Origin of the sequence: Paenibacillus sp. FSL H8-0168 (assembly GCF_038592955.1) — a bacterium.
Taxonomy (GTDB): domain Bacteria; phylum Bacillota; class Bacilli; order Paenibacillales; family Paenibacillaceae; genus Paenibacillus; species Paenibacillus polymyxa_B.
Map to the genome: position 1 here is coordinate 1,425,536 of NZ_CP151948.1, position 16,584 is coordinate 1,442,119.

14 protein-coding genes and 2 pseudogenes are annotated in these 16,584 nt (G+C 43.0%); 11 read left to right on the plus strand and 5 right to left on the minus strand.

Translation table 11 applies throughout. The features are described from left to right. Nucleotides 1-29: 29 nt before the first annotated feature. The 3 genes from MHI21_RS06555 to MHI21_RS06565 all read left to right on the plus strand — a co-directional run bounded on the left by MHI21_RS06555 (nucleotide 30) and on the right by MHI21_RS06565 (nucleotide 4,163). A complete protein-coding gene (locus tag MHI21_RS06555; protein WP_076294990.1) occupies nucleotides 30-974 on the plus strand; it encodes an MBL fold metallo-hydrolase in 945 nt (314 codons plus the stop codon). Nucleotides 975-1,853: 879 nt separating this feature from the next. Further along, nucleotides 1,854-2,735: an AraC family transcriptional regulator gene (locus tag MHI21_RS06560; RefSeq protein ID WP_342419683.1), complete on the plus strand. Its 882-nt coding sequence runs from the start codon at nucleotides 1,854-1,856 to the stop codon at nucleotides 2,733-2,735. Between the two features lie 99 nt (nucleotides 2,736-2,834). Then, a complete protein-coding gene (locus MHI21_RS06565) occupies nucleotides 2,835-4,163 on the plus strand; it encodes a prolyl oligopeptidase family serine peptidase (protein WP_342419684.1) in 1,329 nt (442 codons plus the stop codon). A gap of 235 nt (nucleotides 4,164-4,398) precedes the next feature. Here the strand turns inward: MHI21_RS06565 and MHI21_RS06570 are convergent, their stop codons facing one another. Then, nucleotides 4,399-5,310 carry an aldo/keto reductase gene (locus tag MHI21_RS06570; protein ID WP_341162020.1) on the minus strand — a complete coding sequence of 304 codons (912 nt, stop codon included), beginning with the start codon at nucleotides 5,308-5,310 and terminating at the stop codon, nucleotides 4,399-4,401. A 454-nt stretch (nucleotides 5,311-5,764) separates the two neighbouring features. On the opposite strand from MHI21_RS06570, the gene MHI21_RS06575 reads away from it, so the two are divergent. Next, a complete protein-coding gene (locus tag MHI21_RS06575) occupies nucleotides 5,765-6,250 on the plus strand; it encodes a MerR family transcriptional regulator (protein WP_250243764.1) in 486 nt (161 codons plus the stop codon). 298 nt (nucleotides 6,251-6,548) lie between these two features. Here MHI21_RS06575 and MHI21_RS06580 read toward each other — a convergent pair. The 3 genes and pseudogenes from MHI21_RS06580 to MHI21_RS06590 all read right to left on the minus strand — a co-directional run. Then, nucleotides 6,549-6,762: pseudogene (locus MHI21_RS06580) on the minus strand (family 1 glycosylhydrolase); the annotation flags it as partial. A gap of 102 nt (nucleotides 6,763-6,864) precedes the next feature. Then, nucleotides 6,865-7,379: pseudogene (locus MHI21_RS06585) on the minus strand (thioredoxin family protein). A gap of 280 nt (nucleotides 7,380-7,659) precedes the next feature. Further along, nucleotides 7,660-8,448: a polysaccharide deacetylase family protein gene (locus tag MHI21_RS06590; RefSeq protein WP_341162019.1), complete on the minus strand. Its 789-nt coding sequence runs from the start codon at nucleotides 8,446-8,448 to the stop codon at nucleotides 7,660-7,662. A gap of 370 nt (nucleotides 8,449-8,818) precedes the next feature. On the opposite strand from MHI21_RS06590, the gene MHI21_RS06595 reads away from it, so the two are divergent. Next, a complete protein-coding gene (locus MHI21_RS06595; RefSeq protein ID WP_341162018.1) occupies nucleotides 8,819-9,193 on the plus strand; it encodes a PH domain-containing protein in 375 nt (124 codons plus the stop codon). A 115-nt stretch (nucleotides 9,194-9,308) separates the two neighbouring features. Here MHI21_RS06595 and MHI21_RS06600 read toward each other — a convergent pair whose 3' ends face one another. After that, nucleotides 9,309-9,629 (minus strand): hypothetical protein, encoded by a 321-nt coding sequence (locus MHI21_RS06600; protein ID WP_341162017.1) that lies wholly within the window; start codon nucleotides 9,627-9,629, stop codon nucleotides 9,309-9,311. 192 nt (nucleotides 9,630-9,821) lie between these two features. Between MHI21_RS06600 and MHI21_RS06605 the strand changes: the two genes are divergently transcribed. The 6 genes from MHI21_RS06605 to MHI21_RS06630 all read left to right on the plus strand — a co-directional run bounded on the left by MHI21_RS06605 (nucleotide 9,822) and on the right by MHI21_RS06630 (nucleotide 16,550). Beyond that, a complete protein-coding gene (locus MHI21_RS06605; protein WP_043882098.1) occupies nucleotides 9,822-10,787 on the plus strand; it encodes a sugar ABC transporter permease in 966 nt (321 codons plus the stop codon). Beyond that, nucleotides 10,784-11,605: a carbohydrate ABC transporter permease gene (locus tag MHI21_RS06610; protein ID WP_209949644.1), complete on the plus strand. Its 822-nt coding sequence runs from the start codon at nucleotides 10,784-10,786 to the stop codon at nucleotides 11,603-11,605. Before MHI21_RS06605 ends, MHI21_RS06610 begins: the two co-directional genes overlap by 4 nt. A gap of 124 nt (nucleotides 11,606-11,729) precedes the next feature. Continuing rightward, the gene (locus MHI21_RS06615) at nucleotides 11,730-13,094 is read left to right on the plus strand and encodes an ABC transporter substrate-binding protein (protein WP_342419685.1); all 1,365 of its coding nucleotides are present in this window, start codon (nucleotides 11,730-11,732) and stop codon (nucleotides 13,092-13,094) included. A 258-nt stretch (nucleotides 13,095-13,352) separates the two neighbouring features. Beyond that, nucleotides 13,353-13,937, plus strand: coding sequence for a TetR/AcrR family transcriptional regulator (locus MHI21_RS06620; protein ID WP_025721531.1), 585 nt, complete (start codon nucleotides 13,353-13,355; stop codon nucleotides 13,935-13,937). A 23-nt stretch (nucleotides 13,938-13,960) separates the two neighbouring features. Continuing rightward, entirely contained in the window at nucleotides 13,961-15,325 is a 1,365-nt protein-coding gene (locus MHI21_RS06625; RefSeq protein ID WP_209949640.1) for an efflux RND transporter periplasmic adaptor subunit, read from the plus strand. Between the two features lies 1 nt (nucleotide 15,326). Further along, nucleotides 15,327-16,550, plus strand: a complete 1,224-nt coding sequence (locus MHI21_RS06630; RefSeq protein ID WP_209949638.1) for an ABC transporter permease — start codon at nucleotides 15,327-15,329, stop codon at nucleotides 16,548-16,550. Nucleotides 16,551-16,584 lie beyond the last annotated feature (34 nt).

Genomic DNA, 16,584 nt, shown 5'->3' on the forward strand with positions numbered 1-16,584 from the left:
TCAAACTTATTTTGATGGAGGCATAAACAATGAACAACAAATATTTCACGATTCAACAAGCAGCGGAAGGTATCTGGGGTGCTATTTCGGTACCTGGTAGTGGTTCGCTGGGGAATGCGGCAATTATTGACATTGGGGATTTGACCGTTGTTGTGGACACAACCAACCTACCGCATTCTGGTGCTTTGTTACGTCAAACCGCAGAACAATTAACGAATAAACCAATTAAATATGTGATCAATACTCATTTCCATGGAGATCATGTCAACGGCAATCAGGAATTCATGGAAAGTGATTTTATATCTACCGTTTGGACAAGAGATTTGCTATCTGAAATGGGTAAAGTGAATATTGATCTAATGCAACAAAACATTCAGAAGTTAATAAATAGCCTACATCAAGTACGTTCACAAGAAAAAAATCCGCACATGTTAACCGAAATCGGCTATGATCTTTCCGTGCAGAGAGCCCTGTATGATGCTATCCCTTCCCTTCGTAGGGTGATACCCACGATAACTTTTGACGATAAACTAGTTATAAAAGGAGCAAAACGTACTGTCGAAGTTTTATCCTACGGAGGCGGCCATTCTTTAAGCGATGCCGTTATTTACGTGCCTGAAGAACGAACCTTGATTGCTGGTGATTTAATAACCAACAAGACGATTCCGGTCATGCCATACGGTAATCCATACGCTTGGATACGCATCCTTAGACGCATTCAAAGAGATCTGAAGGTAGATACTGTCATTCCCGGGCATGGAGATGTGTCCACTCCAGATAAAATCCTAGATGTCATTCGCTTTTTAGAAAAAACGATCGCTTATGTGTCTGAAGCTGCGACGAGCGGAAAACCAGAGTCTTACTGGTTAAATGAAGGTGTATTAAATGGCTATGAAGATTGGCATCTAGCTCAGTATTTCAGATGGAATTTTCGCTGGCTCTTCAATACAATGCTTGTTCAAAATAATAGATGAGACACAACTAGCACTCCCTTTAACTCCACCAGATTCACAAGGCCAGTTCTGAATGTCAACCCGGCAGCACGTTTGGGTATTTTCAAACGTAATTGGCAGTCTGCTTGTTAGGTTAACCTGCCACGTTAGCTTAACATCGCCGTTTAGTCTACAACTTTTCAGCAGGTTGCCGTAATATGTTAGATCTGGAGATAAAGACGCGGAGGTGTACAGAAAGCATAAAAGTTAGTTGCTTACTTTTGAGCAAAATAACTATATTATGGGGCCGGATAAGTCTACACTACAAGATATCGTCATTCTGGAGAGTTGGGAGCGGGATAGAGCATACCTATGCCGCCAAGAGAAGGTGAAATATTTTAGAAAATTAAATTCTCAGAAATATCATTGCTACTTTGTATACCCCATTATACAATTGTAAGGAAGTTGTTGATTAGAATGAATTATGTGGGGGGCAAAAAACCTTATGCATCAAGGGCTTCTATGATTAGACGCCCTGTTTAACCACATAGCGTAAAACAAAAGGCTGATTATGGACACTCTCATAATCAGCCTTTTATAATGATCCAAAATGCAGTGATATATATAGATTTACGCATGATCTATAAGACCTTTTCGTTTATTACGCCTTGAATGAAAGCGTTGACATTATTTTCAACTCGCTATATACTTAGCTTAATTAAATGAATAGCACTAGGATTGTTACTGTTACGCAGGCAAAACCTAAGGAACAAAATGTTAAGATCTAAGGATCTTATGTATTTTGTTATACTTAGGTTTTTTTGTTTATAGAGAAAGGAAGGTTAAATACAAGTGGTTTCGGCACTTTGCTGAAGCCATTTTCTTCTATTTATGAGTTCACATCTGAGAGGAGCGACAAACTTGGAATACAAATATGAGCTGGTCCAGGCAGACAATCATTTTCCGTTAAAAATTATAATTCATTCCTCCAATGAACCAGCGTACATACCTAGGCATTGGCACGACAGCATCGAAATATCCTATGTGCTTTCAGGAAAAATCGATAATATCTATATTGATAGCGCGAGTTATAGCTCCAAAGAAGGAGATATTGTGCTCATTAATTCGAATGCTATTCATTCCTTCTCTGTGGCTAAGGGAAAAGGGAGAGAGGCTATAACCGTTCTGATTCCTTCTGGATTTATTCGAGAAAATGTTAACGGCAGTGACCCGATTTCATTTGACTGCATATCCATTTTTGAAACTAACGAGCAGAGATTACTGCATTTTGCGGAGCTGCGTGATTTGTTAAACACCTTATTTGTGGCTTATCTCAACCGGCATAATGACCCTTTAGCACATATCCATCTAACGTCATTATCTTATAAACTGGTGTATCTGTTATTAATGCATTTTAAAATGGATCATGAATCTATCCGTGGCTTTAACTCCGATAAATATTTGGAGCGGCTGACGTTGATAACCGATTATATCAAAAAGAATTACGATCAAAGTTTATCCTTGGATTCGATAGCTCAGGTTTTTGGGTTGTCTCCCGAATATTTGTCCCGTTTTTTTGTGAAGCATGTAGGGATGACCCTATTTCAATATATCAATGCCATCCGTCTGGAGAGATCTTTTCGAGTTCTCATGAATACGGATCATTCCATCATACAAATTGCGCTGGAGCATGGATTTCCGAATGAGAAGTCTTTTGCCAGGGTATTTAAAAAGGTTTATCAGGCAACACCGCATCAATATCGAAAAGAGAACAAGAGGTATTCTGGAGCAAGGAGTCAGTAATTGACCTAAATTAGGCTAATAAAAGACCGGATACAAATAAAAAAATCATTAAAATAAATAATGTAAGCGTTTTATTAATGGACCGGGAGGTAAGACATCATGTTTAAACGGTTTCAAAAGGCTGCTAAAACAACTATGTTATTCACTTTAGCTATCGGTACGACCCTTGCTTTCAATTCCGCTGCATGGGCCAAGGATGTAAAGATACACCCCACCTCGTACCGGACGGTTGCGGAGGTTAAGGATTGGGGGGCAGCCATTACGAAGATCATTGTTAACCTGGGTAAGCCAGTACCTAAAGATGCGATAACAAAGGATACATTTAAGGTGCATGTGGGAAGAAGCGACAGCCGATTGGTAAATCCCTTTATTGAGAGTGGCAACCGGAAAGTCACCAAGGCCTATGTATCGGACAAAAGTGGCAACCCTGTAAATAAAACCGGAAGCTACGTTGTATTAGAAATGGAAGTCGGCCCGGCCTTAACACTAAGCTCAGCTATTCATTATGATGCGGCAGGTTCCGGGTTTAACGCATGGAATGATAACAAATACACAATCACGCAGCAAAAAGCTATTAAAACCACATCAGGAACGATTTCCGGCTTGAAAATTGATACTTCCGCAGGTCAGATACGGAAGCTAGTTGATCAATTTGCAACCGGCAAAGCTACTTTTGACGGGATTACTTTAACCTATGCGGACTATGCACCGTCAAAAGACAAGGTGAAAAATCCCTTGGTGATCTGGCTGCATGGTATGGGTGAGGGAGGTACAGATCCGACGATTCCGATTTCCGGAAATAATGCAGCGAATTTTGCATCTAAAGATATTCAATCCTATTTTGAAGGGGCTTATGTGCTGGCACCTCAGACTCCAACCTACTGGATGGATGGTTTTACAGGCTTCGGAGACGGCACCTCCAAATACGAGCAAGCATTGATGTCCTTAATTAAGGAGTACGTGGCCAAGAACAAAGACATTGATACAGATCGAATCTACATTGGCGGAGACTCCAACGGCGGTTACATGACTATGCTGATGATCCGTGATTATAAAGACTATTTTGCAGCCGCTGTGGTGGCCTGTGAAGCCTTGAAGGACAGCCTTATAACCGATGAACAGATTAACGAAATGAAGAACCTGCCGATCTGGTTTGTGGCTGCCAAAACCGACATCGTAGTACCGCCGAACGATTATACGGTTCCGACCTACAACCGTTTAGTGAATGCTGGAGCAAAGGATGTTCATATGTCGTTATTTGATAACGTAGTAGATACCTCTGGTTTGTACAAAAAGAGCGACCAAACACCGTATGAATACAATGGCCACTGGTCTTGGATTTACGTCTATAACAACGAAGTATCGAAGGTGATTGACGGAAAGAAAATAACGATGATGCAATGGCTAGCCTCCAAAACGTTGGACTGAAAGGTATACAAAAAAGGATCGTTAACATTTCTGCAACGATCCCTATTGGCATGTCTTAAAATAAATAAAAAGCCCGTTAATAGACGATGATTCAACATCTATTTTAAGGGGACACTTCGTTAGTCCCATTAGCTGCTTTGCTAAACTAATCTCCTTATTGGCTGATGCTTATAGCTTATATTGAACGGAATGAACGACCTTTTTCAATTATGCCTGCTCCTGTTATCTGCCACGTTTATTTAAGAGGGGGAGCTGCCATTGGATCAAGACCACTTGCCGCCCAAGCCAGGGCTTGATTCTGATCTAGTTGGTTCAACCGTTCCATATCGTTATCAGAAATTTCAAAGTCAAATAAATTTAAATTTTCACGAATACGTTCGGGTTTACTGCTTTTTGTTAATACAGCGTAGCCGTGCTGTAACCCCCATCTTAATAGTACTCTGGCTTCCGACACCTCAAGTTTCGTAGCAACTTCTTTAATGATCTGTTGGCCTTCTTTTTTGATTTCAGCGAGCACTTCTCCTCCCTGGCCTTCTTCAACCCGCCAGGTTGAAAGAGGAGCCAGCGAGCTATAGGCAATCGGTGCGATCGCATTTTCCTTCATGTATCTGGTGAGCTCGACTTGGGCAGAGATAGGATGAAATTCAATTTGATTTGCTTCAGGCTTGGCCAGACCTGCATCCAAAATTTCTTTAATTGTCGCAATATTGTAATTTGATACTCCAATATGCTTAGCCAGTCCTAATTTTTTCAGTTCAACAAAAGCATTCCACTGTTCCAGTCTAAGTTCGGAGAGTGGGGCATGTATAAGGTAAAGATCTACATAGTCAAGCTGGAGCTGTTTAAGCTGATTCTTTAACGTCTCAATGGTCTGACTGTAGTTTTTAACGGTCTGACTGTAGTTTTTAACGGGTGCAGGGAAAAGTTTAGTCGTGACAAAAAGCTCATCCCTTGAAACTCCAGCCGCTTTAATACCTCGGCCAGTGCCTTCTTCATTATTGTAAGCCTCAGAAGAATCAATGTGTCTGAATCCAGCTTTAAGCGCTTCTGTAACACTGTATTCCGCTTGATCATCCGATAATTGGAAGGTACCAAACCCTACGAGAGGCATACCTATTTCATTGCGAGTCGATTCTGTTAGTTTCATTTTATGAGTCTCCTTTAATTTATTATGATGATTCCTATAGTTGTTATTACGCTCTTTAGAAAAAAGCTCAATTATGCGTTACTTTTTGCATATATGCACCTCCTTATGTGAATCCATTTAAACTCATGTTAAAAGCATACTACCTTCGAGCAACACGAAGTCAACTGTATTAGAAAACTTCTATATATTTTATTTTATGAAGTTTAAGTATGCTTTAAGGAAAATTTCTATAAACTTGAAAGTATCGATTAAACACTTACTTAAGTTGATTCTAAAAATCAAAAGCTTTGATATGTATTACCTTACAACCTTCGTGTGACACGAAGTCAACAAAAAATATTATTTTTTAGGGGTTTTTATTTTCTGAAACTCAGTGTATGATTTAATTAAGAGTCTCGTGTAACACGAAGGTAGGTTTTATAACCTCTTCTGAGGATCGATAAGGGAGGATTTTATGTATACTGTAAAAGTGGTTGCCGAAATGCTTGATTTGACCGAACACACGGTTCGTTTCTATACAGATAAAGGCCTCGTTCCTGATTTACAACGTGATAAAAATAATAATCGGGTGTTTGATGAGCAGGCGATAAATTGGCTTAGAGGTGCGAAGTACTTAAAAAAATGCGGAATGTCAATGGAGGATATAAAAAAATATGTTGATTTAAGCTTAAAGGGTGAGTCTACTATTGAAGATCGTTATGAAATCATCCGGAAGCAAAAAGAAGTAGTTTTAGCACAATTGGAAGAAGCAAAAATAATGGCCGAATACATTACTAACAAAGAAAAACATTACTGTGATATTGTCAAACAGGTCATTCCGGATAATACTAACCCGTCAAAATGGCAAAGTGATATGGAATGCGATTTAACATCTGCAACTCAAAATGGAACTTGCCCAACAGCAGTAATTCAAGTTGAGAGGGCTGTTGAAGTTATTTAACAAACCCTAACAAGTTAAAAGAAATTACTACAATAGCAGCAGTCATAGACTTTATTTTGCTCAACCTATGCTGCCGCTGTTTTAATTTTAACACTGCATTTAAAGCTTATTTCAGTGAATCTCCTGTGGGTCTTGGAACAGCGGCGAACTACGACTTGATAAATAAGTCTTAGACCGCCGCTGCTGTTATTGATACGTTAGCACAATTAAGCAATGAGAAAGAAGACTGATCGGTAATTAGAACACAAGGCTATTAAGAAAAAAGGTGAAACGTAGTTCACCTTTTTGCCGCTTAAGTTTACAGTCCATTGTTGGAGATCAGACTTTTATACCAGAAGAAGCTTTCCTTCCTTTTTCGCTCTAAAGTGCCACGGTATACCCCATGATTTCAAATCCATCCAACAAAGCCTCATGCATTTATTCAATATGATAACGCAAGTATTCAATGCGATACTGATCGCTGATTGTACATTTTCCTCAACTTTATCGTAAGCACTCGGTCCATTCTCTATACATCCGTAAAGAACAGATTAAATTGATTATTTTTTATGAGCAGCCAATTGTATTACTGGTTGCTGCTGCATTTTTTTCCAGTCAAAGATCTCCGTCATTGTTCAATCGGCTTTAAGCTTGGCTTTCACACTGTCGATAACAGTACGCCAGATAGCAGGGTCTGTAGTAATATTCTCTTTAAAATTGCCAAACACAATTTTTTGCTGTTCTGCAAAATCTGATGCATCACTTGCAGGTAGTTGCTTGCGTACTTCTGTGGCAAGCTCTTGTACTTCTGGTGAGCGAGGTCCCCAAACGTCCTGCATTCCACCTGATTCGGTAATAAAGATGAAGATTGGAATGGCTCGGGAGGTCCCATTAGTCAAGTATTGATCCATTTCATCCGGTTTAAGAACCGTAGTTCAATATTGCTATGTTCTGCAATTTTTTGTACGATTGGCACGTTTAAGGCGGCATCTCCGCACCAGTCAGCAGTTAGTACAACTCCTCTCAAATTCCGCTTAGCAACTTCATTCCATATAATAAGATCTTCTGGCGTAAACACTAGCTCTTCATATACCCGGTTTACTACCTCACGATTTACTTTCATAGCCTCCACATATTCCTTATAGGTCATGCCTTACTCCTTGAAGGCTGAACTAACATACAACTAACGTTTCCCGTTAGCTTAATGAGGTCATCAATCTAATATAATTTTTCTTCCTAAAAGGTATACCTATATAAATAAAATGGGTATTTAAACCACGATTCAAGTGAATATGGCTAATCTAAGCAAATGAAAATAGCAATATGATGTAATAGGCTTCTTGAATTATCAGTTCCTTATTGGGTTTTCGCAAAATCCTCATGTATAAAACTCCGTCAACAAATAATTGACGGAGTTTTATTGCTCTCTTTTACTTATTCACTTCAATGAGCCCATCCGGTTTTTCCCGATTAGAGAGCAATTCGGATACCGTGACGAAGGTAAACCCTTTCTTCTTGAGCTCCGGTAAAATGATTTTCAGGGCTTCGACGGTTTGTGTACTTTGATGTACATAATCGTGCATCAGGACAATGTCGCCGTTACGGGCGTTGCGAAGGACCTTATTAGCGATACGATGTACACCAGGTTTTCGCCAATCTAAGGTATCCTGATGCCAGGACCATAAAATAATTTTCAACCCCTTTTCCTTAGAAAGCTTGACGAGCGAATCGGTGTAGGAGCCGCCGGGGGGTCTAAAAAGATGGGTTCCTGCACCAGTTGCTTGAACGATGCTCGCTTGGCCTTGATCCAATTCTGACAGAGCTTTGTTACGGGAAATATACTGAAAAGATGAATGATAAAAGGTATGATTGCCCACTTCATGCCCTTCTGCTCGTTCTCGTTTCACAATATCAGGAAGCTTTTCTACACGGCTGCCGACGACAAAAAAGGTTGCTTTAGCATTGTACTCTTTAAGTAAATCCAAAATGGCAGGCGTATTGCTTTCGTCCGGTCCGTCATCGAATGTGAGAGCGATAAGCTTACGATGGGTAGGAACTTCCCACACAATGTCGCCCCGTTCTTCGTAATAGGCCCTTCCCTTTGTAGGAGTGGGGGAGGCGTATGATGAGGCTTGTGCATTGGTAGATGGAGTGGGACAAGAGCTGATACACAGTAAAGAAACAGCAATTCCAGCGCACAGCAAACGGTTATATTTCATAAGGCTTCTTCTCCGTTCTAACGTATTCTCACATTAGCTTGCCAAGAAGAAGCGTATACCATTCCTCGTTTCTGAAATTCATCCATTCCAATCACTTAAAATTAGATCTAATTGCTTCTTCAGCAATGCGCAGCTTACGGAGTTAGGCAAATAATAGTGGTAGCTTGCTTGTTGATAACATCCTGTACCCATGTTAAGTTGTACATATCCATCCTTGGTTTCACTGTGCAGTTGAGGTAGGTCATTGTCCAGTTCGTGAGAGTCTTAATCTGACGAAAAATGAAGAGGTCGACGGGACAAGCCGCAAAAGCTGATCTGAGGTCAAGGAGCTGCGACTCGTTCCTGAACTTCGAACAGGAGATGAGACGGGATGCAAACAAATGAAAACGAGCTGCGAGCTATTAGTCTGACGTTAGAAGCGGGCGAACACATCCGATCATGTATGGGGTGTACGTATGATTTGCAACAGAGCTCCCAGAAGATATCGCATCATGGAACGCTGGCAGTGACGTCCCAACGAATCATCTTTTATTCCTGCACTATGGATACTCCTTGGGTCAAGTTCATCAATTATCACCATATTTCACTGGCTAAGCTGGATAAGGATTTGTCAGATTCTAGGGGGAACATCACGCTGATCAATCAGGGTGTGAACGAGGTGTTCACCCACCTGCCGAATGGAGATTGTATAGAAAGGTTTGTAGCTGTACTAGAGCAAGAAGCAGGTATCTCTTGTGAGAACTAATAATTATGGAAAACAAATAACTAAAACCTCCAACTTCGTAATGTGCCAAGAGTAGGCTCCTTACAGAATTTGGAGGTTTTTTGTCTTTTAATTAGAGAGGTATATGGAACGAGCGTCAGCTCAACAGAGTTATAACCAATAAATTATATAACACCAACGGCAGAATGATATTGTTGTAGGCATAGGAGCGATCAGGGGTGGTGGTGCCTGAGAAGGGTGAGTGATATTGCTGAGGGACTCTTAAATACAAATGATCCGCATCGATGTGTACAATCGTCCCTTCATATACTTGATGATCCATCGTTTGTACCCTAACCGTGTGATTCATGTAGGGGCTTAATTGATAATGCAAATGATCGCGGATATTTTTGAGTTCCGCCTGTAATTCCGGTCTAGCTTGATATAAAGTTTGTGGACTGACAGTGTTGTATGGCATTCGCCTCTAACCTCCATACCATGTAATGATGCATTATATGCAGGAGTCTACGTCCTTGTGCTTATACCTATAGAGAGTTGCTTTTACAAAAAGAAAAAACATTAACATTTTACTCCAGCCCACTTGACGTTCCCTTTACATCAAAACGATACACTTACTGAGGTTGGTTTGAAAAGAAAGGGGCGTTCCGTTTTGGGTGAGCTTAACAAATCTATGGGACTGGGGACGAGGAGTCAGCAACAGACTTCGTCTAAAGCCCGCATACGCACGGGTTCGCTAAAAATTCAAAGACTGCGCGAAAACGCGCTGGCGTATACCTTTTTGGCTCCATCGCTTATTTTGTTTGCTGTATTTATGTTTTACCCGATGATCAAGTCCGTATATCTCAGCTTGCATTCTACAGATCCCGCAGGAAACGTTGCAGCTTATGTAGGGTTAGATAATTTTACTACACTTTTCAGCTCGGGACTGTTTCTACAAGGAATTAAGGTCACACTCCTGTTTGCACTGTTAACAGTACCAGTAGGTATTTTATTGGCGCTGGTACTCGCTGCACTTACACACAGTAAATTGCGGGGAATGCGTATCTTCCAGTTTGCCTTTTCGCTGCCGATGGTGTTGTCGGTCGGTTCATCTGCGGTCATTTGGAAATTTCTTTTTCATCCGACACTGGGGATGTTCAACTATGTGCTTTCCCTGCTACATATTAATCCGGTTCCGTGGCTGACCAGCCCGGATTGGGCGCTGTTCTCAGTAGCCATGATGACCATCTGGATGAATCTTGGCTTCAATTACATTATCTTATCGAGCGGACTTCAAGGGATTCCAGATGACATGTATGAAAGTGCCAAAATGGACGGTGCTGGCCCGCTCGTCACGTTCTGGCGTATCTCCCTGCCACTGTTATCACCGACGATCTTTTTTGTAACAGTAGTCTCCATCATTGGAGCCTTCCAGTCTTTTGCTCAAATTAACATTTTGACCAAAGGCGGTCCGGTGAACAGTACGAATGTATTCGTGTATTCCATCTATCAGGAAGCTTTCGTTAATTTCCGGTTTGGAACGGGGAGCGCGCAGGCCATTGTCTTGTTTGCCGTCATTCTGCTGCTCACGATGATTCAGTTCAAATGGGTGGAAAGAAAGGTGCATTACCAATGAAACGACACCTGAATTCAACATTGCTGTATGTACTGCTTACGATTGCAGCTGCTCTCATTTTGTATCCGGTTATATATACGTTTTTTATGGCAGTCATGTCGCCGGAGGAAGCAAGCGCTTATCCACCAAGCTTTCTTCCGCATTCCTTTCATATGGCGAATTTCACTGAAGTGTTTGAAATTGTTCCGATTGCAGCCTTTATTGGAAATACATTTCTCATTTCGGGTCTAACGATGATTGGGCAGTTGATTACAGCGAGCTTGGCGGCCTACGCCTTTGCCAAAATGGAATTCAAGGGAAAAAACTTCATTTTCAGCATGTTTGTAGCGACGATGATGATCCCTTGGGAAGTGACCATTATTCCAAACTACCTGACGGTACGAAGCTGGAACTGGCTTGATACATATCAAGGATTGACGGTTCCTTTTCTGGCGACGGCATTCGGAACATTCCTGTTAAGGCAATTTTTTCTCCAGCTTCCCAAGGAACTGTTTGAGGCGGCTCGTATGGATGGGTGCGGACATATCCGTTACTTTGTGTTCCATGTGCTTCCATTATCGCGCCCTGCGCTTGGAACATTGGCTGTGTATTCGTTCCTGAATATGTACAATTCGTACCTCTGGCCTTTACTGATCACCAATAGTGAAAATATGCGTACGGTACAGATCGGAATATCCATGCTCGAATTTCAGGAATCGACTTCATGGAATCTGGTGTTCGCGGGTACGGCACTTGTCATTTTACCGTCTCTGCTCTTGCTGATCTTTGGACTAAAGCAGTTGGTACGTGGAATGGCAGCGGGTGCGCTTAAAGGCTGATCACATATTTCAAATGAAAAGCAACACCTGCGCAAGCAGCCTATATACAGAGCTTCAACACACAAGAATATCGCAAGAGAATGCCAATTCAAGATCATTTAATCAAAGGGAGAGAAGAGAGATTATGAGATTTTTTCGTCTGAAAAGTGCGTTGACCCTGCTTATTCTGACTGCCATGGTGGTTGCAGCAGGTTGTAGCAATAATACTGCTGCAGAGAAGCCGAGTAATAGTAGTGATGGGGCAGCAGCGACTTCTCCAGTGAAGCTGACTTGGTGGCATTCGATGTCCGGTAACGGTGAAAAAGCAATCAAGCAGATCGCTGCTGATTTTAACGCCAGTCATAAGGACATTCAGGTAGAGCCAGTATATCAAGGCAAATATGATGATAGCTTGAACAAGCTGAAAGCGTCGCTTGGTTCCAACAGCGGACCGGACATCATTCAAGTATACGAAATCGGTAGTAAATTCATGATCGACTCCAAAATGATCACACCTGTACAACAATTTATTGATGCAGACAAGTTCGATCTGTCGCAGTTAGAGCCAAATATTACACGTTACTACACGATTGATGGTAAATTGAACGCCATGCCGTTCAATACGTCAAACCCGATACTATACTATAACAAGGATGCATTCAAAGCCGCAGGACTTGACCCAGCTAATCCTCCGAAAACGTATGATGAGTTCGAAAAGGCTGCAAAAGCCTTGAGCAAGGATGGTAAATCCGGTGCTTCCATAGCCATCTATGGCTGGTTTATGGAGCAACTGTTTGCCAATCAGAACGCGGATTATGTGAATAATGGCAATGGTCGTGACCAAGCGGCAACAGAATCCATGCTGAATTCGGATGCCGGTGTAAAAACGCTGACGTGGTGGAAGAAAATGGTCGATGAAAAGGTTGTATCCAATCTGGGACGTAACTCGGACGATACGGCAAAGGCTTTTTCCGCAGGACAAATTGCGATGACGCTGGATTCCACCGCTTCGCTGCGTAATATTGTGGAGCAGGTTGGCGATAAATTTGAAGTAGGCACCGGATTCCTGCCAAGAGCCAATGAAGCTAAAGAAGGCGGCGTGGTTGTAGGCGGCGCGAGTTTGTACATTATGAACAACAAGCCTGAAGCCCAACAGAAGGCAGCGTGGGAGTTCATTAAATTCGTCGCTTCCCCAGCTGTACAGGCACAATGGAGTGTAAATACCGGGTACTTCCCGATCACGAAAGCAGCCTATGACGAGAAGGTACTCAAAGACAATATGGTAAAATATCCGCAATTCCAGACGGCGGTTGACCAATTGCACGCATCGGCACAATCCACCGCTACACAGGGCGCAGTGATGGGCGTATTCCCAGAAGCGCGCCAAATCGTCGAAGGTGCAATCGAGGCCGTTCTGAGTGGCCAGCAACAGCCAAAACAGGCATTGGATCAAGCTGCACAAGAAATAACAGGCAAAATTGCGCAATACAATCAAACGGTGAAAAAATAGTCGGCCTTCCCTTAAAATCGGTTGATAATCTGTAGAATGGCCCCCTTATCATCCGATTTTATGACATAGCGGATCGAATGAGTGACCCCCTCACTTATTCGATCCGTTTTTGCATTTTTATTTTTTTAGAATAATCGTTTAGACGAAATGTCTAAAATGAATTATTTTCATTTTTCCTATTGCTGGGTAACTAAAGATGGGCTTATAATAAATACATAATTTTTGTACTGGACGGTCAGTTCAAAAAAAGGAGGAAGCATGAAACAGCAAACGAAGGAAATTATTTTTAACGGCGCACTTAAAGCTTTTTCCGAACGAGGATTTAACGAAACAAACATGGAAGAAATTGCTAAGGTTTGTGGCATAGCCAAAGGAACCCTGTACTACAATTTTAAAAACAAGCAAGAATTGTACATTTACATTTTGAAGATGGGGATGGAGCGATTTGTGCAGGATATCCATGAAGCGATGGCTCAGGTTCCTATGGATCAGGTAGAATTGAGGGTTCGCAAGCTGATCCAAGTACATATTGAGTTCATTGGGAGAGAGCCGGATTTTTGCCGTTTACTGGTTAGCAAGGGATGGGTCTCACAGGAACAGCATTTTAATATTAGGCAGGTGCTGGCAGACTATTTTGATTTTATGGAGGCGGAGATCGATTCCGGTAAGTTATATGGGAAAATTTCAAGTAAGCTGGATGCCAAAACAACAGCCAATTGCTTATTTGGGATTTACATTTTCGCTCCGATGCGGTCCATGGTTTGGGGCGAAACGATGAATCTGCAAGAGGTTCGAGAAAGTATTGAAGTATTTGTGTGTAATGCATTGGGCATGCAACATTAATAGACAGATGGAGTGATGAAAACATGAAAGCTAAAAAATATACGATTTACGTCGTACTTATTATTTTAATCGCGGTAGGAATTTATGCCTTGACTGCTTTCCCACGGGGTGGGAGCAGCTTGTCTGCGGATCAGTCTTCTTCCATACCTACGGCTTATGTGGAGTCGGATACCCTCAATGCCAGCTTTAAAATGGCAGGACGGATTGACCAGATGCTCGTCAAGGAAGGCGATCAGGTTAAAAAGGGGCAGGTATTAGCCCATCTGGAAAGTCGCGAGTTGGAAGATAAGGTGAAGCAGGCACAGGCGGCGTTGCTGGCAGCTAAGAGTAATGTATCCAAAGCAAAAGCCAGTGTGTTGCAGGCTCAAGCAGGCGTAGGCCAGGCACAGGCTACTGTAAGCGCCGCTCAGGCCAAGAAGAGCCAAGGTACCACATCGGTCAGTGTGACCGCTGAGGCATCCTCCAGCCAGATCGAACAGGCCAAAGCGGCTGCAAACGCCGCCAAGGCAAAACTGGATGCGCTCAAGAGCGGGGCAAGACCGCAGGAGCTTGAGCAATTGCAAGTATCTGTGAAGATAGCCAAGGAAACGCTGGACCTGACCGTTAAAAATCTGGAGCGTGCCAAAAAGCTTCAAGAAGCCGGAGCAGCAACCCAGGCATCTTTGGATCAAGCGACATTGGAACATCAACAGGCAGTGGCCAAGTATAATGCAGAGTCGCAAAAATTGGATATGGCACGGGAGGGAAGCCGCAAGGAGGAAATTACGGCGGCTGAAGCTCAATACCGTCAAGCCTTGGCTGCGGTGAAGGAAGCACAGGCAGGAGCGGGCAAAGTTGCTGTGCAACAGGAAGATGTCAAAGCTGCTCAGGCTTCAGTAGAACAAGCGCAATCTGCTGTGAAGGCGGCGCAATCTACAGTTGAGCAGGCTCAATCTGCGGTTGCAGGTGCCAATGCTCAGGTAGCCCAAGCGGAAGCCGCGCTTCAAGAGGCTCAGACCTATTTGAGCTACACGACGCTATATGCGTCTGAAGATGGAATCGTAAAATCCAAGTCGCTTAGTTTAGGTGAAATGGCTAGCGCAGGATTCCCGGTTTATACCATTGAAACTTCGACACAACGTTGGGCTAAATTCTATGTACCTGAAACGTCTCTGAACGGTCTTCAAGCAGGGGATACCGTCCAAATTAAATTACTGTCTGGCGGTAAAGAACTGAAGGGTAAAGTCATTCTGTTAGAATCGGCTGCGGACTTTGCCATTCAAAAACCAAGCCAAAGCTCCGGTGACAAGGATGTCCGTTCCTTCGGTGTTAAAGTAGCATTGCCGGACCTTGCTGCTTCGGTTCCAACAGGCTCCACGGTCCTGTTTACAGGCAAAGGGGCGCAGTAATATGCAGGATTCACAGGAAAGACTTCGTATCCGCGATGTGTTTCGCGAGGAATGGCTGAGCATCTTCCGGGACCGCCGCTTTATGGCTATTCTGCTGATTACGCCGATTGTGTATACGATACTATTCGGCTTCCTATATTCACATCAGCGGATTATCGAGATGCCTGTCACAGTGTACGATGGAGATAATTCACAGCTCAGTCGCCAGATCATTCAGGCGTTCGATTCGACCGACTCATTTGCCGTTACACGGCAAGCGACCAATCAGGAAGATGCTGTCCGTCAGGTAGAGACCGGGGAAGCTAAGGTCGGAATCGTCATTCCCGACAACTTTACGACTCGGCTTAAGCATGGGGAGAATCCACCCGTGCTCACGCTAATTGACGGCAGTAATATGATGTATTCCAATAGTGCCAGTCGGATTGCGAATCAGGTCATTAGCAGCGTGAGCGCTGGAGTATCGGTCAATTCTATGAAACAAAAGGGAATGAACGCCGATCAGGCCGCGTCGACGCTGACTACCATCCCGTTCCGATCCAGAGTGCTATTTAACCCGGTATATGATTATAAGCTTTTCATGCCACTAGGGGTTATCTCTGCGGCTCTCCAGCAGTGTTTGCTGCTTGGTATCGCGTTGTCCTGCACGCGTGATAAGGAAGCAGGGACTTGGGGAAGATTTGGTGCATGGAGAAATACCCCTTGGCGTTTGGCTATTGCCAAACTGGCACCGTATTATGCAGCGGGAGCTTTCAATGTGCTGACTGTATTCAGTATCAGTGCTTTATGCTTTGATATTCCGTTTAGGGGACAGGTACTGCCGTTAATTTTGGTGTCGCTGGTCTTTAACTTTGCCTTGTGCGGATTAGGCTTCCTGTTCAGTCTCTTTTCCAAGACCAGAGTGGATGCGACCCAAACGCTGATGCTGATTGCTGTTCCTTCCTTTATGCTGTCAGGCTATACGTGGCCATTGGAAGCAATGCCCGGCTTCTTGCGGGGGCTTGCAGAAATATTGCCACTGACGTATTACCTGGATGCTGTACGGAACATCACGCTCAAAGGACTGGATATCACCTACATCTTCAAAGATATGATTGCTCTAGGCGTCATTGGTTGTGTGAGTCTGCTGGTGTCCTTTGTGATCTATCCGTTATTCTTTAGACAGCACCAGACGGCAGGGCAGCATGCCGATGTGCCCGCTCAAGAAGGATTCACGCTAAAAGGCTGAGAGCAACTTTAAATATGGATATCATAAAAAGGCA